At 59.6% G+C, this 21,368-nt stretch carries 15 protein-coding genes and 1 tRNA gene; 15 read left to right on the top strand and 1 reads right to left on the bottom strand.

Going from position 1 to position 21,368, the window contains the following annotated elements:
- The first annotated feature begins 14 nt into the window (after positions 1–14).
- The 11 genes from AF70_RS03830 (at position 15) to AF70_RS03780 (ending at position 13,131) form a co-directional block, all read left to right on the top strand.
- Positions 15–1,406: an undecaprenyl-phosphate glucose phosphotransferase gene (locus AF70_RS03830; protein WP_032831140.1), complete on the top strand. Its 1,392-nt coding sequence runs from the start codon at positions 15–17 to the stop codon at positions 1,404–1,406.
- A 10-nt stretch (positions 1,407–1,416) separates the two neighbouring features.
- A complete protein-coding gene (locus tag AF70_RS03825; RefSeq protein WP_028940771.1) occupies positions 1,417–2,124 on the top strand; it encodes a WecB/TagA/CpsF family glycosyltransferase in 708 nt (235 codons plus the stop codon).
- 9 nt (positions 2,125–2,133) lie between these two features.
- The gene (locus AF70_RS03820) at positions 2,134–3,213 is read left to right on the top strand and encodes a glycosyltransferase (RefSeq protein ID WP_028940772.1); all 1,080 of its coding nucleotides are present in this window, start codon (positions 2,134–2,136) and stop codon (positions 3,211–3,213) included.
- Positions 3,210–4,322, top strand: a complete 1,113-nt coding sequence (locus tag AF70_RS03815) for a glycosyltransferase (RefSeq protein WP_028940773.1) — start codon at positions 3,210–3,212, stop codon at positions 4,320–4,322. Before AF70_RS03820 ends, AF70_RS03815 begins: the two co-directional genes overlap by 4 nt.
- Entirely contained in the window at positions 4,319–5,632 is a 1,314-nt protein-coding gene (locus AF70_RS03810; RefSeq protein ID WP_028940774.1) for an O-antigen ligase, read from the top strand. Before AF70_RS03815 ends, AF70_RS03810 begins: the two co-directional genes overlap by 4 nt.
- 17 nt (positions 5,633–5,649) lie before the next feature.
- A complete protein-coding gene (locus tag AF70_RS03805) occupies positions 5,650–6,603 on the top strand; it encodes a glycosyltransferase family 2 protein (protein WP_028940775.1) in 954 nt (317 codons plus the stop codon).
- Positions 6,604–6,616: 13 nt separating this feature from the next.
- The gene (locus tag AF70_RS03800; protein ID WP_028940776.1) at positions 6,617–8,035 is read left to right on the top strand and encodes an oligosaccharide flippase family protein; all 1,419 of its coding nucleotides are present in this window, start codon (positions 6,617–6,619) and stop codon (positions 8,033–8,035) included.
- A gap of 83 nt (positions 8,036–8,118) precedes the next feature.
- Positions 8,119–9,183 carry a UDP-glucose 4-epimerase GalE gene (gene galE / locus AF70_RS03795; RefSeq protein WP_028940777.1) on the top strand — a complete coding sequence of 355 codons (1,065 nt, stop codon included), beginning with the start codon at positions 8,119–8,121 and terminating at the stop codon, positions 9,181–9,183.
- Positions 9,180–10,652 carry a family 16 glycosylhydrolase gene (locus AF70_RS03790; RefSeq protein ID WP_028940778.1) on the top strand — a complete coding sequence of 491 codons (1,473 nt, stop codon included), beginning with the start codon at positions 9,180–9,182 and terminating at the stop codon, positions 10,650–10,652. Before galE ends, AF70_RS03790 begins: the two co-directional genes overlap by 4 nt.
- Positions 10,653–10,720: 68 nt before the next feature.
- Positions 10,721–11,014: a hypothetical protein gene (locus AF70_RS03785; RefSeq protein ID WP_028940779.1), complete on the top strand. Its 294-nt coding sequence runs from the start codon at positions 10,721–10,723 to the stop codon at positions 11,012–11,014.
- A 119-nt stretch (positions 11,015–11,133) separates the two neighbouring features.
- The gene (locus AF70_RS03780) at positions 11,134–13,131 is read left to right on the top strand and encodes a U32 family peptidase (protein WP_018928889.1); all 1,998 of its coding nucleotides are present in this window, start codon (positions 11,134–11,136) and stop codon (positions 13,129–13,131) included.
- A 171-nt stretch (positions 13,132–13,302) separates the two neighbouring features.
- Here the strand turns inward: AF70_RS03780 and AF70_RS03775 are convergent.
- Positions 13,303–13,377: transfer RNA gene (locus AF70_RS03775), tRNA-Gln, on the bottom strand.
- Positions 13,378–13,601: 224 nt separating this feature from the next.
- Here AF70_RS03775 and AF70_RS03770 point away from each other — a divergent pair.
- From AF70_RS03770 to AF70_RS03755, 4 genes are all read left to right on the top strand, one after another.
- Positions 13,602–14,714 (top strand): CapA family protein, encoded by a 1,113-nt coding sequence (locus AF70_RS03770; protein WP_028940780.1) that lies wholly within the window; start codon positions 13,602–13,604, stop codon positions 14,712–14,714.
- Between the two features lie 154 nt (positions 14,715–14,868).
- Positions 14,869–16,608 carry a dipeptidase gene (locus AF70_RS03765; protein ID WP_028940781.1) on the top strand — a complete coding sequence of 580 codons (1,740 nt, stop codon included), beginning with the start codon at positions 14,869–14,871 and terminating at the stop codon, positions 16,606–16,608.
- Between the two features lie 157 nt (positions 16,609–16,765).
- Positions 16,766–18,742: a metallophosphoesterase gene (locus AF70_RS03760; RefSeq protein ID WP_028940782.1), complete on the top strand. Its 1,977-nt coding sequence runs from the start codon at positions 16,766–16,768 to the stop codon at positions 18,740–18,742.
- A gap of 302 nt (positions 18,743–19,044) precedes the next feature.
- The coding region (locus AF70_RS03755) for a DUF5801 repeats-in-toxin domain-containing protein (RefSeq protein ID WP_256677826.1) at positions 19,045–21,368 on the top strand (2,324 nt) is incomplete at its 3' end.

Here is a 21,368-nt window from a genome sequence, read left to right as displayed (position 1 = left end):
TGGAGGTTGAGCCGATGACATCGCTATATACCGCTCAAATGATGCACCGGCGAGGTCTGACTTTCTGGGGCCAATGGGTGTGTGCGCTCAGCCTGGTCAACCTGCTATTGATATTGCTGGTGCATTGGAGGGTCGGCAGCCTGACCAGTGAATACCGCATCCTGATGGTTCTCACTGTGCTCGGCTCGATTCCGATCTACAGCGTCATGCAGGTTTACCACAAGCGTCATGAGTGGTTGTCGGGGCTCGGTCGTTTGCTGGCGGCCTGGCTGATTCTACTGGCCGTTCTGATCAGCATCGCCTTTGTCACCCAGACCAGCGCGATTTTTTCGCGTCAAGTAATCATCGTCTGGACCGTGTTGGGTTACCTGATCCAGGCTGCAAGCTTCCTGCCCTTGCATTACCTGGCTCGATTGCACTCGCGCAAGCTCTGTAACGAACGCCGCGCGGTAATCGTCGGTACTTGCCCGACCGCATGCCGGCTTGCAAGGAAACTGTCCATACCGAACCGCGTACCCGTACTGGGGTTTATCGCAACCGCCGAACATACCGGCCCGGCACCGAGCATTTTGCCGCTGCTGGGCCGCATCGACGAGATTCGCGAGATCATCACCCACCTGCACGTACGCCGGGTCTACATCGTCCTGCCGTTGGCGCAGGCAGCCATCATTGAAGCCCTGTACATCGACCTTCTGGACATGAATGTCGACGTGGTCTGGATTCCTGATTTCGGCAGCATGGTGTTGCTCAATCAATCGATCTCGGAAATAGAGCGAATGCCGGCCATCTACCTCAATGAAAGCCTCATCAGTTCGCACCCCGGCAGCCTGCTCTGCAAAGAGCTGTTCGAACGTAGCCTGGCCGCCGTGGCCATTATTGTGCTCAGCCCCTTGCTGCTGATCGTGGCGGCAGCGGTCAAGCTCTCTTCGCCCGGCCCGGTGTTGTTCAAACAAGATCGTTACGGCTGTAACGCCGAGGTGATCAAGGTCTGGAAGTTCCGCTCGATGCATGTGCATGACGACAGCGAAGTGCGCCAAGCCTCTCGCGAAGATGAACGCATCACCCCGCTCGGGCGCTTTTTGCGCCGTAGCTCGATCGATGAACTGCCGCAGCTGTTCAACGTGCTGTTCGGTGAAATGGCCCTTGTCGGCCCGCGACCGCACGCGGTCACTCACAATATTTACTACACCGGCAAAGTACGCGCCTACATGGCCCGTCATCGACTCAAGCCAGGAATCACAGGGCTGGCCCAGATCACCGGGCATCGCGGTGAAACCCAGACGCTGGAAAAAATGCAGCAGCGCGTCGCCCAGGACCTCAACTACATCAACCAATGGTCGCTGTGGCTGGACATCAAGATTCTCGTCAAGACCCCTTTCACGTTGTTCTCAAAGGACATTTATTAAGGAGTCAGCCATGATAGATTTGGAACTGATCGGGCATTTCGCACCGAACCTGCTGGACGCCAACAAAGCATTTTCCTTCATTAACTTTGCGTCCATCGGCAGTCTGTTCGACCGGAATCCGACGTCCATCGCCTATTTTTGCGATGGAATGTTGATGTCTACCTTCATGTCGCGCTTCACCGGCCGGACGATCGGCCGGGTCAGCTTTGACTTCACGTCCATCGCCGACGCTGTCTTCAGTTGCGCCGAGAGACAAGGCAAGCGCATCTATTTTGTCGGTGCCAGGCAAACCGAACTGGACCTGTTCATCAACAAGATCAAGGGGCGCTACCCGGCGTTGCTTATCGCCGGTCATCACAACGGCTATTTCGATGCACCGCAGGCCGTGTGCATTCAAGCGGACATCTGCCGCAGTGAAGCCAACATCCTGATCGTCGGTCTGGGCGCCGGGCTTCAAGAGCAGTTCGAACAGGATGCCCTGCGTGCCGGTTTCAACGGTGTGGCATTCACCTGTGGCGGTTTCATACGCCAAGAGGCGACGGCCACACACCATTACTACCCTGAGCTGATCGACCGCCTGCATCTGCGCGCGTTCTATCGAATGTACCGCGAACCCCACACCATCAAGCGCTACCTGGTCGATTACCCAACCAATTTTGTTCATCTGTTGGCGATGATCGTCCGGCGCCAAGTGACGATCCATATCACTTATCCCTGAGCGCCAACCATGCATATCCTGTTCATCCTCAAGGACTTCAAGCCCGATGGCGGCCTGGAGCGTGTCCAGCTGCGCCTGGCCCGGCAGTTTCTCAAGGACGGCCAACGAGTCAGTTATTTCGTCATGAACGGCGATACCGCGGACGATGAAGAAGCGGCCACCTTCAATGGTGGCGGCAATGGATTCTTCGGTCTGCTCAAGTCGATCGGAGTGCTGCGTCGCCTTATCCGTCGTGAGCGTGTGACCCACCTTATCGCCGCCAAGGAACAGGCCAACCTCTGCACCTGGTTTGCCACCCTGGGTCGCTCATGCAAGGTCATCTACGCCCGTCATGCGGCACTGGATTGCGGCGAACAGAAAATCGGCCTCACTACCCTGCGCCTGCTCTATGGGTTGTACCTCTGTGGCAACGATCAAGTCGTGGCGGTATCCAAAGGCCTGCATCAGGCCCTCGCCGATCTGGTGCCCTGGGGGCGCCAGCGTATCCGTTATTGCCCCAATGCGGTGGTCACTGAACAACTGCTCAGCGCCGCGCAGACGCCCCTGCTCAGAGGGTTGCCGACCGAGTTCTGGTTGGCAGTGGGCCGGCTGGTGGAACCGAAGGGCTTCCATTTGCTGCTCGATGCCTATGCCATGGCCTTGAGCAGCGCCGCGCTGCCGGATCTGGTGATCATTGGCGATGGTCCGCAACTCGCCGCGCTGACATTGCAGGCAAACCACCTGGGCATCGAGGACCGTGTGCATTTCACTGGTTTCCTGAGCAATCCCTACCCATTGATCAGGCATGCACGACTGCTGATCCTGAGTTCCTTTCATGAAGGCTTGCCGACCGTCCTGATCGAGGCCCTGGCGCTGGGTACGCCCGTGCTGGCCTGCGACTGCGAGACCGGGCCCAGGGAGCTGCTTGATAACGGCCGACTCGGCCAACTGGTCAAGGTCAATGATGTACCGGCACTGGCCGAAGGGATGCTACGCAGCCTGGCCTCGCAAGACCAGGCTGCGCCAAACGCACAAGTAGCCGCTGATGCAGTCCGCCAGTACACCAGTCAATACGCCGCGCAGGCGTATTACCAGGTATGGAATCAATGAAGAAATTGCTGATTATCCTGCAGGACTTGGGCGGGGGTGGTGCCGAAAAAATGATGGCGCGCCTCGCTGGAGCACTGACTGACGCTGGCAATGACGTGACTTTACTGATGCTCACTGGCGCCGGCGTGAACTCGGCGCACCTCGACCCACGGGTAAAACAGGTCGAGTTGCACAGCGCGCGCAGCTCCAGGGCCGTGCCGGCGCTGGCACGCTTTCTTCGCCACAATCGCTTCGACGCGCTACTGGCCGCCCTCACCCACGTCAACGTCGTGGCCATCGCTGCCGCCGCGCTGTCAGGTACGCTGGCGCGCCTGCATGTCAGCGAGCGCAACGCGTTTTCCCAAGACAAATATGTCAACCCCACGCTGACGGTGCGCACAGCGTATCTGTTGGCACCATTGCTGTATCGACTGATCCCCAATCCGGTGATCTGCGTCTCGCGCGGCGTCGCCCAGGATCTGATCGACACCACCATCACCCGCCCCCAGGATGTCACCATCGCCGACAATCCGGTGCTCGACAACGATTTTCGCGACAAGGCACCGGCGCGTCCAAACCACCGCTGGCTGCAGGAAAAGTCCACCCCGGTGATTGTCGCCGTGGGCCGCCTGGCGCGACAAAAAGGCTTTGACGTATTGATCGACGCCTTCGCCCGACTGCCCGATCCCAGTGCCCGATTGATCATTTTCGGCGAAGGCGCGCTCAGGGCCCAATTGCTCGAACAAGCGGTTGCCGTGGGCGTGGCCGACCGGTTCGATTTACCAGGCTATACCAGTGATCCGATGGCAGAAGTGGCGGCGGCCGATTGTTTTGTACTGTCGTCGCGTTTCGAGGGCAGCCCCAACGCACTGGTCGAGGCCATGGCCACTGGCACTCCGGTGGTATCGACTCACTGCCCCTATGGGCCGCAAGAGATTCTCGATAATGGCGCGATCGCTCCGCTGGTGGCCGTCGACGACCCTGACGCACTGGCGCAGGCCATCACGATGCAGCTGACGTTGCCGCGTGATGTAAATCGCCAGGCCCGCATCGATGCCGCCGCCCGTTTCGTGAGCGCTTGCGCGGCGAAAACTTATCTCGATGCACTACTCGGGAACCAGTCGTCATGAACACGCTGGAAGTCAGGTACAGCACGCTGCGCAACGCCTTCACGCTGTTCGGTGTGCTGTTCTACATCCAGGTGATCGGATTTTTTTCCGGGCTGGCGGATACGTCGAATCTGGACGCAGCCGAAAAAGACCTCGAAGGCAACGCGGTCAATCAGATTTGCGGTCTGATCACCCTGCTGGTACCGCTGTTCTTCTTCATCCGCAACAAGGTCTTCCTCAGCAAAAGCTTTTATAGGAACAACGTCTTCCTGCTGGTGTTCATGCTCTGCCTGGCGGTATCGATCAGTTGGTCCCACGACCCGATGTTAAGTTTCAAACGTTTTGTGGCGCTGATCAGCGTGGTCTTCTTTGCGGGTTTCATCGCCTACAACTACAGCCTCGAGAAAATCGCCTTCATGCTCGGCTGTCTCATCGGCGCCGCTGCGTTGTTCGGCTTGATACTGGCGCTTGTCAGGCCCGATGTCGCCTTCATTTACGGCGGTGTTCGCGAGGGTGCATTCAAAGGGATTTTCCCGGATAAAAATGCCGGCGCCCGGATCAACGCGATCGCCATTTTGCTACTGCTGCCGATGATCCGTCAGGGCAATCCCCGGGCCATCATCTGCTCGTTGTTCTCACTGATCGCGATTGCACTGGCCCAATCCGCCACCGCCACAGCACTGATTATTGCCGGCACCGTGAGTTACTGGTACTTCCTCACGCTGATCCGTTTGCACATCAACCGTTCATGGCCCGCATTCCTCGGCACGACGATCGTCTATTTGCTGATCTGTCTCTTTCTCTACGGCAACTACACGCTGCTGCTGGAGCTGACCGGTCGTGATCCATCACTCACCGACCGCACGTTGATCTGGGGCCTGCTCACACCGCTGATCGACGCCGAATTCCTCAAGGGTTACGGCTTCGGCGCCTTCTGGTCCAGCCCCAGCGCCGAGGTCTTTATCAGCCGCTGGGGTTACATCGGTAATGCCCACAACGGCTACATCGAAACCTTGCTGAACGGCGGTATCGTTCAGTTGATAGCGCTGCTCCTCATGCTGGTCGAGGCACTGCTAAAACACTATCGGGCCGTGATGGCGGACCAATCGGCACGGTTTCATGTCAGCGCGATGGTCATCGTCGGATCATTCATGCTCACCAACTATGTAGCGTATGTCGTGCCCAACTACCGCTCGGCGGAGTTTCTGGTGTTCTGCGTCCTGGCCCTGTCCTTTCGGCATCACCACGCGAAATACCCCGTGTTGTCAGCAGCAACCCTGCGTCAGCGTCCGTCCGGCGAGGCATTACCGCGCGATTCAGCCAAGGCGTAACGAAAGGAGAAATAACCATGCCAGACCAAGCCCACCCTTCACCCAATACCGTGTGCGTCATAATCGCGATGTACAACGGCGCCGACAGCATTGAGCAAACACTGGCGTCCGTGGCCGGGCAAACGCGACTGCCCGATCACGTCATCGTCATCGACGATGGTTCCACCGATGATGGACCCCAACGGGTCAGGGACTTCAAGGCGCCGTTTCGCCTGACGCTGTTGCATCAAGCCAACGAAGGCCAGGCCAGCGCCCGCAACCACGGCCTGCAGCACACTGAAGAGACTCTTGTGGCGTTTCTCGATGCCGATGACAGATGGTATCCGCGAAAGCTGGAGCAACAAGTGGCACTGTTTGAAGAACTGGATCGTCAGGGACGGCCGGTGGGGCTGATAGATTGCTACGTGCATAACGACTACAGCGACGGCAGGCGAATACTGGAAGACCGGCAAAAAAACGGTAGGCATTTCGACGATTTCATCCGCGCCAACGTCCTCAATGGCGTTTCCTCCGCGATGGTCAGACGCGACGTGATCATGCAACTCGGCGGCTTCAATGCCAGCCTGCGTTACTCCGAAGACCGCTTCATGTGGACCCGGATCGCCGAACACTGGGAGGTCCATACGGTGCCAGAGGTGCTGCTGCAGCGCATGGTCAACAGCGCCAACATGACCGCGCAACCGACAAGGTACTACCCGTACAAGATCAAGTTCATCGAAGCGTTCCTCGCCCAATTTGGCGCGCAGCTCAGCAAGCAGCAACGGATCGATTTCGCGCTGGGCAGCCTCTCCGACTTTCTCGAACTGTTTTCCCGCAGAGGAGAGCATGCCCAAGTGATCGGTGTGTACCGGCGAATGCTGGAGTATTCCTGGCAAGCGCTGATCTTCAGGAACGGCAAACCGACATTGCGCTTCCTCTATGCATGCGTCCAATCATTGCGCAAGGCACCTGCGTCCACCACCGCTCATTGAGCCGGTATCCGCCATGGCCAATCATCGTCTGGTTAAATTGATCTGGATTTTCACCGAGAAATTCGGCCTGATTTTCCTGTCGATGATTACCTTTGTCGCGTATGCCAGGCTGCTGTCGCCCACAGAGTTGGGGGTGGGCACGGTCATCATTGCCGTCGTCGAGTTGATCGGGATGATTTATTCCTCGGTTCTGGAAGACCCGCTGGTACGACTCGAACGACTGGAAGACAAACACATCGCCACAGCCTTCTGGGCGTCGGTACTCGTCAGCCTGCTGTCCATCGTCGTCATCTCGGGCGCGGTAACGCTGTACACACCCGACCCGGTGCTGCGATGGATGACGGCGGTGGCCTCGGTGAAAATCCTGTTCACCATGATGGCGCGGGTCTATGTGGCGCAAATGCGCCGTAGCGGCAACTTCAGGATGTTGGCGTCGCGCACGTTACTGGGCAAAGTGTGTGGTGGCGTGGGTGGCATCGCTGTCGCGCTTTGGGGGTTGGGGGCCTGGGCGGTCATTGCCCAGGTACTGATCATGGAGTTCGTGTCCATTGTCGTATTGATGCGTGCAGACCCGCGCCGCATTGCCTTTAGCATTGACGGCCCGCTCCTGCGCGAACTGTTGAAGGCCGGCGCACCGGTTGCCATCAACGCGCTGAGTTCGCAAACGCTACAGCGCGGGGTCACCGTCATCCTGGGCATGACGGCCGGTAGCAACGCGGTGGGCATGTTCAACATGGCGATGCGCATCATCGATCTGCCGCGCACGGCGATCTATCACGGCCTGATCAGCTATGCGCTGCCGGTGTTTGCCCGGCGCAGCGCCGATCCCTCGCGGTTGCGCGCGATCATCAGCGATTCGACCGCCGTCAGCGGCTTCCTGCTGACGCCCCTGTTCATCGGCATCGCACTCACGGCGCATGACCTGATCCTGTTGATCTTCGGCGCCAAATGGACCGAGGCCATTCCCCTGCTGCAAGTGCTTGCGTGCACGGCAGCCATCGGCAATACCGCCATGTACGCCACAACCGCACTGGTCGCGGTCAATTGCAGCCACCTGACCATCAAGGCCGAAGTGGCAACCACCGTACTGGCACTGGCGCTGGTCTATAGCTTCGGCAGCCTTTATGGCGGCATGGCCGCCGCCCTCGCCCTGCTAGCCCGGATGGCGATCATCACGCCACTGCAAATCCGTGGGTTGAACCGCGCAATCGGCTATGACTGGCGGCTGTTTTTCGAAACCAACTATCGCAGCGTGGTTGCCTCGTTGGTCATGGCTGCGATCGTCCTGATGGTTTCTTCCCGATTGAGTGTTCAAGGCTACCTGCACCTGTTCTGCAGCATCGTGGTTGGCGCGCTGAGCTATGCCGTGGCGTACAGCGTGATGCATCCGCGCTGGATGCAAGAATTCAAATCGGTTTTCACCACCCGCTGAGAGGACGCACCCGACAACCTTTCTCCTACCCGGACCACATTCTCCTGACTCGCGCAATTTCCTTGTGACAGGAACGCCTCATCATGCACAAAACCACGTTGATTACCGGCGGGGCCGGATACATCGGCTCGCATACCACCCTGACCCTGATTGACGCCGGTCAACAGGTGCTGGTCCTCGATAACTTGTGTAACAGCTGCCGCGAATCGCTCGCGCGCCTGGAGTATCTGACTCGCAAGCGAGTCGACTTCATTGAAGGTGATATCCGCGATAACCACCTGCTCGATGATATCTTCAGCCGCTACGACATCGATGCCGTGGTGCACTTTGCCGGTCTCAAATCCGTGGAGGAAAGCATTCGAAAGCCGCTGGACTATTACGCCAACAATGTCATTGGCACGCTCAATCTTTGCCATGCGATGGCCCGATTCGAGGTCTTCAAACTGGTGTTCAGCTCATCGGCCACGGTGTATGGCATTCCCCGACAGATACCGCTCATTGAAGATCTGGGCACAGGCAAACCGATCAATCCCTATGGTCGTACCAAGCTGCTGATCGAAGAGTTGCTCACCGACTTGTGCCTGTCCGATCCGCAGTGGAGCATTGCGGTGCTGCGCTACTTCAACCCGATTGGTGCTCACGATAGCGGGCTGATCGGGGAGAACCCCAATGGCAAGCCCAACAATCTGCTGCCTTGCCTGACACGAGTCGCGATGAGGCAAATGCCCGAACTCACCGTATACGGCAGCGACTATCCCACTGTCGACGGAACGTGCGTGCGCGATTACGTCCATGTGGTCGACCTTGCCGAAGGCCATCTCAAAGCGTTGCGGGCGTTGCAGAACAGAAACGGTATCCACGTCTGGAACCTGGGAACAGGCATTGGCCACAGCGTGCTGCAAATCATCCGCAGCTTCGAGGACATTACCGGTATTACCATCCCGTTCCGGTTCGCGCCACGCCGTGTCGGCGATATCGCCGAATGCTGGGCCGACCCCACCAAGGCGGGGCGTGATCTGGGCTGGTACGCACAGCGCGACCTGATACAGATGATCATCGACACCTGGCGATGGCAAATGTGTAATCCGCACGGATACCGCTCCCAACCCGGATTGGCCGCATCGATTGTGTTAAAGCAATGGGTATGAGCAGGTACATCCTTTTGGCAGCCCTGGTATCGGTGGTGTGCTACGCGTCGGGGGGTACTCCCCCGCCGCTGGCCAACGGCCTGGTGCTGTGGCTCGACGCTGCCGATGCTTCAAAAATGACCTTCGATGCCCAGAACCACCTCCTGCGGTGGCACGACAAGTCCGGCAAATCCAATGACGTTACCGTAGACGATGCCGCAGGCGCCGCACTTCCGCTGCGTGTGGAGGACGCCATGAATGGCCATTCGGTGGTGCGTTTGAGTGGCTCGTCGGCGTTCCTTGGCAAGACAATTCGTGCCGCAAAAGGCCCCATGACCTTATTGATCGTGTCACGCAGACTGAACGGGCAAAGCGGCGGCGAGACCTGGCAGCGGCTGTTCAGCTCGCGCCCGTGGATCGCTGAAAACGACAACGTGGCACCAAATTTCGCGATCAGCGTGCAACAGTCCTCCGCCTACGCCCCGGCCCTCTTCGTTCTGGAACTCAACGACGTGCCCATAGGCCCGTTTGCGGTGGGGCGCAATGTGGTCGGTAGCACCGAAGACTTGCGTGGCGACATCGCGGAAGTGTTGGTGTACGACCGTCACCTGGCCTCTCTGGAGGAACGGCAGCGCGTGTTTCAGTATCTGGCGCAAAAATGGTCCGTCGCTATCCCCAAGGCGGCCAATTCCTGGACCCGTATTGGCCCCCTGGACACTGTACCGCAGCGGATCAATGCCGAACTGCCGTTGTCCGATCAGGCCAATGTCGGCCAATGGAGGGTGGACAGCCAATTTTCCGACGACTTCAACGGTGCGACCCTTAACACCAGTCGCTGGCACGTCAACAATGCCACGGGCACCGAATCGCTCGGGCGTAAACCGGCGCTGTTTACGCCGAACAATGCCTACCTGAGTGATGGCCATCTGAACATCGTTTTCCGCAAGGAAAACGTGCCGCAAAAGTACGTTCGGCTGGGTTACCAAGGCTATAGCTCGGCGATGGTCCGCACGATCGAGCGCAGTTTTTACGGCTACTACGAAGCCCGCGCCAAACCCATGGAATCGGCGGGTTCCAGCGCCTTCTGGCTAGCGTGGACGGGGATTGCCGACAATGCCACGGAGATCGACATATTCGAGATCGGCGGCAAGACCAAGGGCGCTGCCTTCGACCGTCTATACAACATGAACGCCCATGTCTGGGCCACGCCACAGAGCACCGCCCACCTCAGCGACGGCAGCAGCTGGATCGCCCCGTGGCGCCTGGCCCGCGACTTTCATGTCTACGGTTTTGACTGGCAACCCGACACCTTGCGCTGGTACGTAGACGGCGTCCTGGTGCGAGAGGCCAAGAACACCCACTGGTTCTTCCCGATGCAAATCAACTTTGACAGCGAGGCCATGTGGAATTGGTTCGGCGTTGTCGACGACGCCGATCTGCCCTCCACTTTCAGCGTGGACTACCTCAAGGTGTGGCGGCGCGGTCGATAGCCGGGTCTTGATCCAGCGTCTTTGAATTTGATCCTTCCCCCTTCACGCCAATCGAGAGGGTGCGGCAAATGAACGGTACGATGACTTCCGAGCAAGCGACAGCCTGTCTGAATCTGGCGCTTGAACGAAACAGACAACTGTTCAATGAAGCCTATGACCTGAGCCGCGCCGCCCTTGATCTTCTCGATCAGCCCCACATGGACGCGGAAAAATTCACGCAGTACCAGGAGAAAAGACGCAACGCCGATCGTAAATACCAGGAAGCCATCGAACACTTGCGATTAATCATGGCTGAATATCCTGTCCATCCTTGCTCAGCGGCAGATTCATCACATCAGCCATCGGATTCGGCCAAGGGATGAAGCCGATGGTTATTCGTGTTGCTCAGCGGACAAACGCCATCGGGCAGCACATGGGTGCCGGTCAGGCGTTTCGCCGCTACAATGCGCACCTTGACCGTGACAAGCCAGACTAAAAAAACATGTCCCTACCCAAGCATCACCTGGAATTGCTCAGCCCCGCCCGCGACGTGGCCATCGCCCGCGAGGCCATCCTGCATGGCGCCGACGCGGTGTACATTGGCGGCCCGAGCTTCGGCGCCCGCCACAACGCCTGTAACGAGGTGAGCGATATCGCCCAATTGGTGGAATTCGCCCGTCGCTATCACGCGCGGGTGTTCACCACCATCAACACAATCCTGCATGACAACGAGCTGGAGCCGGCGCGCAAGCTGATCCACCAGTTGTATGACGCCGGTGTCGATGCGCTGATCGTCCAGGACCTGGGCGTGATGGAACTGGACATCCCGCCGATCGAGCTGCACGCCAGCACCCAGACCGACATCCGCACCCTGGCGCGGGCGAAGTTCCTCGATCAGGCCGGTTTCTCGCAGCTGGTACTGGCCCGCGAGCTGAACCTCCAGGAGATCCGCGCGATTGCCGACGAGACCGACGCGGCCATCGAATTTTTCATCCATGGCGCGCTGTGCGTGGCGTTCTCCGGCCAGTGCAACATCTCCCATGCGCAGACCGGTCGCAGTGCCAACCGTGGCGACTGCTCCCAGGCATGCCGCCTGCCCTACACCCTCAAGGATGAAAAAGGCGGTGTGATCGCCTACGAAAAACACCTGCTGTCGATGAAGGACAATAACCAGAGCGCCAACATCCGCGCGCTGGTGGAAGCCGGTGTACGCTCGTTCAAGATCGAGGGACGCTACAAGGACATGGGCTATGTGAAAAACATCACCGCCTACTATCGCCAGCGCCTGGACGACGTCCTCGAAGACCGTCCGGACCTGGCTCGCGCTTCCAGCGGCCGCACCGCGCACTTCTTCCTGCCCGATCCGGACAAGACTTTCCATCGTGGCAGCACCGACTACTTCGTCAGCGAGCGCAAGATCGACATCGGCGCCTTCGACTCGCCGACCTTCACCGGCCTGCCGGTGGGCGTGGTGGAGAAAGTCGGCAAGCGCGACCTGCTGGTGGTCACCCACGAACCGCTGTCCAACGGCGACGGCCTCAATGTGCTGGTCAAGCGCGAGGTGGTGGGCTGGCGTACCAACATCGCCGAACCGAAAGGCGAGTTCGAAGAAGACGGTGAAAAGCGCTACCGCTACCGTGTCGAGCCCAACGAAATGCCGAAGGGGCTGCACCAGTTGCGGCCGAATCACCCGCTGAGCCGCAACCTCGACCACAACTGGCAGCAAGCCCTGCTCAAGACCTCCGCCGAGCGCCGGGTGGGCCTGGCCTGGGTCGCTCGCCTGCGCGAGGATCGCCTGGAACTGACCGCCACCAGCGAGGAAGGTGTCAGCGCCAATGTCGCCCTGGACGGTCCATTCGGCCTGGCCAACAAGCCGGAACAAGCCCTGGAGCAACTGCACGACTTGCTCGGCCAATTGGGCACCACGCAGTACCACGCCACGGATATCAAGCTGGATGCACCGCAGGCGTATTTCATCCCGAACTCGCAGCTCAAGGCCTTGCGCCGCGAAGTCATCGAAGCGTTGACCGCGGCCCGCATCGAAGCCCACCCACGGGGTGGTCGCAAGGCCGAGACCAATCCGCCACCGGTGTACCCGGAGTCCCACCTGTCGTTCCTGGCCAACGTCTACAACCAGAAAGCCCGCGACTTCTATCACCGTCACGGCGTCAAGCTGATCGACGCGGCCTATGAGGCTCACGAGGAGACCGGCGAGGTGCCGGTGATGATCACCAAGCACTGCCTGCGTTTCTCCTTCAACCTCTGCCCCAAGCAGGCCAAAGGCGTCACCGGCGTGCGCACCAAGGTCGCGCCGATGCAGCTGGTGCACGGTGACGAAGTGCTGACACTGAAGTTCGACTGCAAGCCTTGCGAGATGCACGTGATCGGCAAGATGAAGGGGCACATCCTTGGTCTGCCGCAACCGGGCAGCGTGCAGCAGGTTGTCGGGCACATCAGCCCTGAAGACCTGCTCAAGACCATCCCTCGCGCGCCCCACTGAGTGACGGACGAGCGCGCCGCTACGGCGTCGCGCTCGCTGCGTTCGGAGGGATATTTAACCGACACAAAAAAACGCCAGGCCGAATCGGCACTGGCGTTTCTCGTAAACACGACCATCCTGGACTCGCGCAATACCGCCGACTGAGTCATGACTGGATGAGTGTAAGGAAAATGGCAGGGGCGGCTGGATTCGAACCAACGCATGGCAGGATCAAAACCTGCTGCCTTACCGCTTGGCGACGCCCCTGTAGCTGTTGCGATGAGTGCCTGGCACTCTCTTTCTGATTTCGCAGCTTGCGAGCAATATCGAGCTGCTGCGTCCCTACGCTGCAAGCCCCGTAAGGGCCTCTGCAAGAACGCGCGGAAATTTATCAACTTTCGCTGCATCTGGGAAGCCCAAAAACAAACTAATTTGTTTTAAAACAGACATTTACTATTGAACCAGGCTATTCGGGATATCCGGAGGGTGCCATGGCAGCCGTTACCGATACGCTGAAGCTGTTTCTCACCGGCGATGTCATGACCGCCCGAGGCATCGACGCAGTGCTGCCGCATCCTGGCGATCCACGGCTTTACGAAGACTACGTCAAGAAAGCCGACGATTACGTCCGGTTGGCAGAACGACGCAATAGCCCGATTCCCCGCCCGGTCGATTTCAACTATATCTGGGGCGTTGCGCTGGATGAGTTCGAACGTCGCCAGCCACACGCACGCATCATCAACCTGGAAACAGCGGTGTCCCGACGCGGACGACCGGAGCCAAAGGGCATCAATTACCGCATGAGCCCGGAGAACTTCCCGGCCATCAGTGCCGCCGGCATCGACTGCTGCGTGCTGTCCAACAACCATGTGCTGGACTGGGGCGCGCCTGGCCTGGCCGATACGTTGGCCACCCTGGCGAACAACGGCATATGCAGTGCCGGCGCCGGGCACAACCGGCAATCCGCCGAAGCGCCCGCCGTGCTGGCGCAGCCTGACGGGCGGCGCTTGCTGGTGTTTGGCCTCGGCGCTCCCGACAGCGGCATTCCACCGCAGTGGGCCGCCACGGATAGCCGCGCGGGCGTCGCGCGACTGGAAGATCTGTCGATGCAAAGCCTGCGCCCTGTGGCCGAACGAATTCTCAAGTACAAAAATCCGGGGGATCGGGTGGTGGCCTCCATTCACTGGGGCGGCAACTGGGGGTTTGAGATCCCTCGTGAACAGGTCCGGTTCGCCCATGCCTTGATCGACGAGGCCGGAGTTGATGTGGTGCACGGCCACTCCTCGCACCACATCAAGGGTATCGAGGTGTATCGCGAACGCCTGATTCTCTATGGCTGCGGGGATCTGCTGAACGATTACGAAGGCATCGAGGGCCACGCAGAATATCGCGGCGACCTGGGGCTTTTGTACTTTGCCTCGCTGGCCCCGGACGGGCACCTGCAGACGCTGGAGCTGATACCCACTCGCCTGCAGCGCTTTCGCCTCTGTCGCGCCGAAGGGGATGACCGTCAATGGCTGCAAGACACCCTTTCTCGCGAGTGCAAACGCTTGGGCAGCAGCCTCCAGACGGGCGCGCAAAATGCCTTCGAGTTGCATTGGTAGGCTTTTTCATTTCTGCGTCGCTTTTGCATTTCTGTGCGACAGATCGCACTTCAGGTACTCCCGTACTACTCCCTCTTGGTGTTAATTTGGAAAAGTTTCTGACTAATCAATCAGATATTTCCTACCAACCACCTGCAAAGGAATGCCCCCAGCAATGGATTTCTCACTCAAGCACCTGGCCGCGACAACCCTGATGCTGGCCAGCCTTTCGTCGTTCACCACCTCAGCGCACGCCAACATTACCCCGCAACAGAGCGCGACCATCCTCAAGACCTTCAGCGATGCATCAGTAACGGATTTCAGGCAGTTCCTGGAACGCCTGGCCAAGAGCGAGCTTGCCAAAACCGGCAATCTTGGCCCGACAATCAGTGCTTTCCAGGGCAACAAGCCCCTTTCCGCTGAACAGCAGAACGAGATTCATCGCCTGCTTGGCCTCTATGCGCGGGTGAAGTACGGCAACGCGGCCACCGAGACCCTGCGCGAACTGGTGGCCATCCCGACCTTCCGCGTGGACGGTGTGGCCCAGCACGAGAACCCTGAATTCATCAAGATCGCCGACAAGCTCAAGGGCCTTGCCCAGGCCTTCGACCTGAACTTTCGCAATATCGACAACCGCGTCTATGAGATCTCCCTCGAAGGGGCTGGCGACGAAATCGTGGGCATTCACGCACATGCCGATGTGGTGCCCGTGACGCCGGAGAACTGGGTCCTGAAAGACGGCACCCGCCTCGATCCGTTCAAGGTCACCCTGGTCGGCGACCGTATGTATGGCCGAGGCACCGAAGATGACAAGAACGGCATCGTGGTTGCGCTCTACGCCATGAAGATCATCAAGGAAGAGAAGCTGCCGCTGGCTCGCCATTTCAAGCTGCTGGTAGACACCACCGAGGAAACCACCGGCGACGCCATCCCCTACTACTTCGAACACAACCCGACACCCAACTATAACCTGGCGCTGGATGGCGGCTACCCGGTGGTGATTGCCGAGAAAGGCTACGGCACCGTCATGGCGAACTTCGCCCGGCGCAACGCTCAGGGCAAGGGTGCCGAAATCACCTCAATGACGGGCGGCCTGGCAACCAACCAGATTCCGTCGACGTCGGTCGCCACCCTTTTAACTGACAAGCCCGCCGAACTGGCCGCCAGTCTGCAGAAGGCAGGTAGCGATTATGCCAAGCGCAATGGCGGCAACTTCGAGGTGACCGCCAAGGTCGTCGGCAAGGACGTCAAGCTCACGGTCACCGGCGTTTCTGCCCACTCCTCCGAACCCGAGTCAGGCATCAACCCGGTGGCACGGATGCTGGGCTTCATCAACAGCCTCGATGGCAAGGTCGCGCTCAAGCACAACCACATTACCGACGCCGCCCGCTACGCCGTCGACAACTGGGGGCTGGACTACCTGGGCGGCAAATTGGGGGTCGGTTTTTCCGATGCCTTCATGGGGCCGCTGACCACCTCCCTGACCTATGTCGGGATGGATGAAAAAGCCTTCAAGCTTGCGGTCAACCTGCGCGTGCCGAAGGGCAAGTCCCCGGAAGCGCTCAAGGCTGAAATCGCCGAAAAGCTGGGTGCCTGGAGCAAGAAGACTCACATTGCAGTGGCTTTCGACTACAAGATCGCCGAGCCGATGTACCGCAACCCCGAAGGTGAATGGGTCAAGGCGCTGTTGGCCGTGGCCAGCGAAAACCTTGGCATGGAACACAAGTTCGGTACCTCAGCCGGCGCCACTTCGGTCCATGAGCTGCCCAACGGCGTGCAGTTCGGTTTGGCCAGGCCCGAGCTCAAGTACACCGGCCACAACGACAACGAGTTCAAGACCGTCGACCAGTTCCTGCTGGACCTGCAGATCGTGACCGAGATGATGGGTCGCATCGGGCAGTTGCCGACACTCTGATCCCCCTTCCGGACCCGCCATTGCGGCGGGTCCATCGTTTTGATCGTCTTGCCATGAACCGGCGGCTATCGCATAACTGACCTATTCTGAATCAACCGACAAGAAGTCAAACCCCACCTGATGTACCCGGACTCTTTACAGCAATGGAGGCTAGGCGATGAAGGAGCAATCGATTGAGTTCCGCCCTGGAGAGGGACACTTTGAAGAGGGGCACTCTGCGCTCCTCGCCATGACCCACGCCACCCAATCTTCCACGACCAATAGCCGCATCGAACTTTACACCCAGGAGTCGATGGTCAACTGGCTAGGCCCGTTTCAGCTCATGCGCACGGGCATGCAATCGGCCGCCGCCACCACCATGGGTGCCTTCGCAGACCCACGCGATGTGTTGGCCATGCTCAACCCCCGGGACTCTAACCCGCCCATCCAGGTGGCTGCCGACGGTGACGTGTGGATCGACTACCTGGCGGATACCGGCGATGGCTGGGACTCCACCTATTCCATGGCGCTGTGCGTCAGCCAGGATGTCAAGTTGCCGGAGCTCACGCTGCCGCGCGGCGACGTGCTGCTGCTCGGCGGCGATCAGGTCTACCCCACACCGGCCCAATCCGGCTATCGCACCCGCTTCCTTGATCCCTTCCGCGCCGCCTTCCCCGCGCCGGTCCCCAAGGTTCGCCCGAATGAGCAGGACCAGCCCGTGCCGCAGCCGGGTGCACCGTGGATGGTGGCGACGCCCGGCAACCACGATTGGTATGACGGCCTGCGCGGTTTCTCTCAACTGTTTTGCGAGCAGAAGCCCATCGGCGGCTGGGAAACCCGTCAGCGCACCAGTTATTACGTACTGCAGCTGCCCAATGGCTGGTGGATCTGGGGCCTGGACCTGCAATTGGAGTCGATGATCGATCGACAGCAGAAGCAGTACTTCGAAGAGATGCGCGCCAAACTGCAGCCAGGCGACCGCGTGATCCTCTGTACACCCGAGCCGAGCTGGGTGGATGAGGCCGAACGACTCGCACGCGTGGGGCGCAAGACCCTGCCCTCGATCGAGACCCAGACCTTGCGCTTCAGCAGTCTGCGCGAGATCGAACAGCTCTTGGGTGACCACTTGGCGGTGGTCCTGGCCGGAGACTCGCACCACTACGCGCGCTACCAGCCAAAAGCCGGCAGCCAAGCACCGCAACGCATCACCTGTGGAGGCGGTGGCGCCTTCCTGCATGGCACTCATCAACTTCCCGATCCGCCCGAGCCGATCAGCGTCGGCGGAACGCCACAGCACTACGAGCTGGCGGCAACCTACCCGGATAAAAAAACCTCCGAACAGCTGCGTAACCGGGCATGGCGGCTACCCACCCACAACCTCTCGTTCTGCGGCATGTTGGCTATCTTGTACCTGCTGTTCGACTGGATGGTAGAAAGCGCCAGCAAGGTGCCCCACCCGGCGCGCGATAATCGCAGCCTCGTCGAGGTATTGTCTGGCCTCGAAGTATCTATTCCCAACCTGCGCGAGGTATGGCGACAACTGGTCCTGGTCCTGGCACACAGTCCTTCGTCGGTGATGCTCGCCGTGACCATTGTGTTGGGCTGCGCAGTGCTCTCAGCCGCCGGGGTCAAGCGCACCCGAAAGCTTGCCTATGGCGTCGGGGCCGTTCACGGGTTGCTTCATCTGGGACTGGCGATCGGGCTGCTGTGGCTCATGGGCCGTATCAACATCCACTACTTGCAGTTCGAGGTAGAAAACCTGCTCCAGGTCTTGTTGTTCCTGGTGGGGACACTGGTGCTCGGTGGTAGTTTGGGAGGCCTGCTATTCGGTGCCTGGATGGTGATGGCCAACACTTTATGGGGGCTGCATAGCGAGGTGGTTTTTTCCTCGCAACGCATCGCCGACCATAAATGCTTCCTGCGCATGCACTTCAACGGCGACCAACTCACCATTTACCCGCTCAAGCTGGAGAAGGTCTGCCGGCGCTGGTCCGTGGCGTCGGGAGTCGCCAAACTGGCGAAGGTGCAGCGCACCTGGAGGTTGCGGGCAACGCCTGAAAGCACTGGCCCGCGCTTCGTGCCGGCCTCGGGCGAGCTCGAACTGCGGCTGATCGAGCAGCCCATCGTGATTCGGCGGCGAGGAAGCAGCGCATGAACTCCGCCTGCCAGTAATCACTTGGGGGGTTCCCAAATCCGGCCGCCCGAGTTGACTCAAATTCAGCTCGACATACGGGCGGGTAAAGACCGGACAACCTTGAGCCCCGGCGTCATATCCTCATACATAAACGGAATATGTGGTGCCGCTTTTTAGCGTCCTCACTCCGTTCCCCCTCCCATATAGGCCGAAACTCCCACCCCGTTTGGGAGTATCGGCCAATGTTCAATCTCCAGCGCTTAGTCATAGTTGTAGAGGTCAATGGTCAGGCCTCGATGACCGTAATTGCTCAGGAGAACGTCATGACTATTCGCGAGCAAAATTCATCGCTAACGAGCGATCCGACCTCTCTCAACTTAACGTCGATTACGGCCAACGCTCTGAGCGTTACGCCCGGTGCAAACGTTACGCTGGATGAAACGGCCGGGTTGCAGAACCTCACCGCCACGCCAACCCCCGCGGGAGACGCTGACGACAACGACATTCTGCTGGCCTCTCTACCTTCGGCCTTCTCTACCCGTTTGACCGCACTGGGTGCAGGTACCGCAACAGGTGCGGCCTTGAGTGGCTATACCGGTGCCGCGGGCGACACCGGCAGCAATGCGTTCACCCTCACCGACGCGTCCGGCATTACCGACATCAGATTCGTCGACAGCGCTGGCGCACCGCTCGACGGCGTGGACAGTGGACTGGATACCCTCGATGGCACCAGCATCCTTCTCTATACCGATACGAACAACAACAATATCGTTGTGGGCCGAGCCGGTGGCCCAGCCGGCGCGATCGTGTTCGCTGGCTATATCGAAGAAACCGGATCGCCGGTCACGGGCGGCAAGATCTGGACCGTGGAGTACCAACCGCTCAAGCATCCCGATGCGACGAATCCCGATGATTCGCTTAATCTGCAGGATAAGGTGTTCGTCGGAGTCACTCAGGACCTGGGATTCAGCCTGGCCGGTGCGCCCTCGGGTCAGAACCTCTTCCTGATGTTCACGAAAGCGAACCCGACAACTGAAACCGTCAATGGTGTTGTGCGGATCACCGATCCCACCATCATCGCCACCGGTAAGGACCCTGCAGACCAGTCAAGTGGCGCCAACATAAACACCGGCGACACGATCAATACCAGCCAGGGCGGTGGGCCGACCACCATAGGCACCAACAACCAGATGATTGTGGAACAGGAAGGCATCCGCTTTTCGTTCGTCACCGGTGCCCGGCAGGATGTGACCGTTCCCAACCTTAGTCAGACCGAAGCCGATGTTGAGTCCAACATCGACTTTACCGGCGTCTACAATTCGACATCGGCCAATTTCGACGTCGTACAGTTGCAAAGCGGTAAGAGTGCGGTGGTAAAAATCAGCGCATTCAGCACCGCTGCTGAACCTGGCGCGAATTTCGTCAACGGCTATGCGAATGACACGCCGGTTGCCATCACCAATGTTCAAGTCATCAACAATAGCACCGGGCTGGTAATCGAAAACTCCGACGGCTCGGTGAATGATCCGACCATCACCATCAGCTTTACGGGTGGGGTTGCAACACTCACCGGCATTAAAGCCGGCTACCAGATTGAATACACCACAACCTCAGATCACAACCGCGTGCTCATCGAGAACGGGGCGGCCCTAGACGCCAGGGGCGATAACCACGCCGATTTTGATATCGGCGGCTTCTCGCTGCGCCAAGCCTCCACCTCGACCGCCGAAATCGGCTCCAAGATGATCTTCGAAGACGACGGGCCGAGCGTCAGTGCGACCGGCACGGAGCCAACGCTGACAGTCGACGAAACGGTGCTGACCACCGACGCCACCCAGAACTTTGCCGCCAACTTCAGCTCGGCGTTTGGCGCCGATGGTGCGGGTACGTTGACCTATGCGTTGGGCGTGGTCGCGGGCGGCTCCGGGCTGACCGATACCGCCACCGGTGAGGCCGTCAACCTGTCGCTCAACGGCACCGTCGTGGAAGGCCGCACGGCCACCACCAACCTGCTGGTGTTCACGGTCAGCGTCGCCGCCAACGGTGACGTCACCCTCGACCAGCTGCGGGCCGTGGTGCATCCCGACGCGACCAATCCGGATGATTCGACGAGTCTGACCTCGGATAACCTGGTGACCCTGACCGCCACCATCACCGACAAGGACGGCGACAGTGCCCATGCCACCCTGAACATCGGCCAGAACCTGGTGTTCAAGGACGACGGACCGAGCATCAGCACCACCGGCAGCGAGCCAACGCTGACGGTCGACGAAACGGTGTTGACGACCGACGCCACCCAGAACTTCGCCGCCAACTTCACCTCGGCGTTTGGCGCCGACGGTGCCGGTACGCTGACCTATGCACTGGGCGTGGTAGCCGGTGCCTCCGGGCTGACCGATACGGCCACTGGTGAGGCAGTCAACCTGTCGCTCAACGGCACCGTAGTCGAAGGCCGCACGGCCACCACCAACCTGTTGGTGTTCACGGTCAGCGTTGCTGCCAACGGTGACGTCACCCTCGACCAGCAACGGGCCGTAGTGCATCCCGACCCTACCAATCCGGATGATTCGACGAGTCTGACCTCGGATAACCTGGTGACCCTGACCGCCACCATCACCGACAAGGACGGCGACAGTGCCCATGCCAC

It is taken from the genome of Pseudomonas sp. KD5, assembly GCF_012932895.1.
In the GTDB taxonomy this organism is placed as follows: domain Bacteria; phylum Pseudomonadota; class Gammaproteobacteria; order Pseudomonadales; family Pseudomonadaceae; genus Aquipseudomonas.
The sequence above is the reverse complement of the archived record's forward strand: the minus strand, read 5'-3'. Positions and strand labels throughout refer to the sequence as shown.

Bases quoted from the DNA above. Each gene is read 5' to 3' on its own strand.
- galE (WP_028940777.1), top strand. From the start codon at position 8,119: ATGCACAAAACCACGTTGATTACCGGCGGGGCCGGATACATCGGCTCG.
- AF70_RS03780 (WP_018928889.1), top strand. From the start codon at position 11,134: ATGTCCCTACCCAAGCATCACCTGGAATTGCTCAGCCCCGCCCGCGAC.
- AF70_RS03770 (WP_028940780.1), top strand. From the start codon at position 13,602: ATGGCAGCCGTTACCGATACGCTGAAGCTGTTTCTCACCGGCGATGTC.
- AF70_RS03805 (WP_028940775.1), top strand. From the start codon at position 5,650: ATGCCAGACCAAGCCCACCCTTCACCCAATACCGTGTGCGTCATAATC.
- AF70_RS03810 (WP_028940774.1), top strand. From the start codon at position 4,319: ATGAACACGCTGGAAGTCAGGTACAGCACGCTGCGCAACGCCTTCACG.
- AF70_RS03825 (WP_028940771.1), top strand. From the start codon at position 1,417: ATGATAGATTTGGAACTGATCGGGCATTTCGCACCGAACCTGCTGGAC.
- AF70_RS03800 (WP_028940776.1), top strand. From the start codon at position 6,617: ATGGCCAATCATCGTCTGGTTAAATTGATCTGGATTTTCACCGAGAAA.
- AF70_RS03760 (WP_028940782.1), top strand. From the start codon at position 16,766: ATGAAGGAGCAATCGATTGAGTTCCGCCCTGGAGAGGGACACTTTGAA.
- AF70_RS03790 (WP_028940778.1), top strand. From the start codon at position 9,180: ATGAGCAGGTACATCCTTTTGGCAGCCCTGGTATCGGTGGTGTGCTAC.
- AF70_RS03765 (WP_028940781.1), top strand. From the start codon at position 14,869: ATGGATTTCTCACTCAAGCACCTGGCCGCGACAACCCTGATGCTGGCC.
- AF70_RS03785 (WP_028940779.1), top strand. From the start codon at position 10,721: ATGAACGGTACGATGACTTCCGAGCAAGCGACAGCCTGTCTGAATCTG.
- AF70_RS03815 (WP_028940773.1), top strand. From the start codon at position 3,210: ATGAAGAAATTGCTGATTATCCTGCAGGACTTGGGCGGGGGTGGTGCC.
- AF70_RS03830 (WP_032831140.1), top strand. From the start codon at position 15: ATGACATCGCTATATACCGCTCAAATGATGCACCGGCGAGGTCTGACT.
- AF70_RS03820 (WP_028940772.1), top strand. From the start codon at position 2,134: ATGCATATCCTGTTCATCCTCAAGGACTTCAAGCCCGATGGCGGCCTG.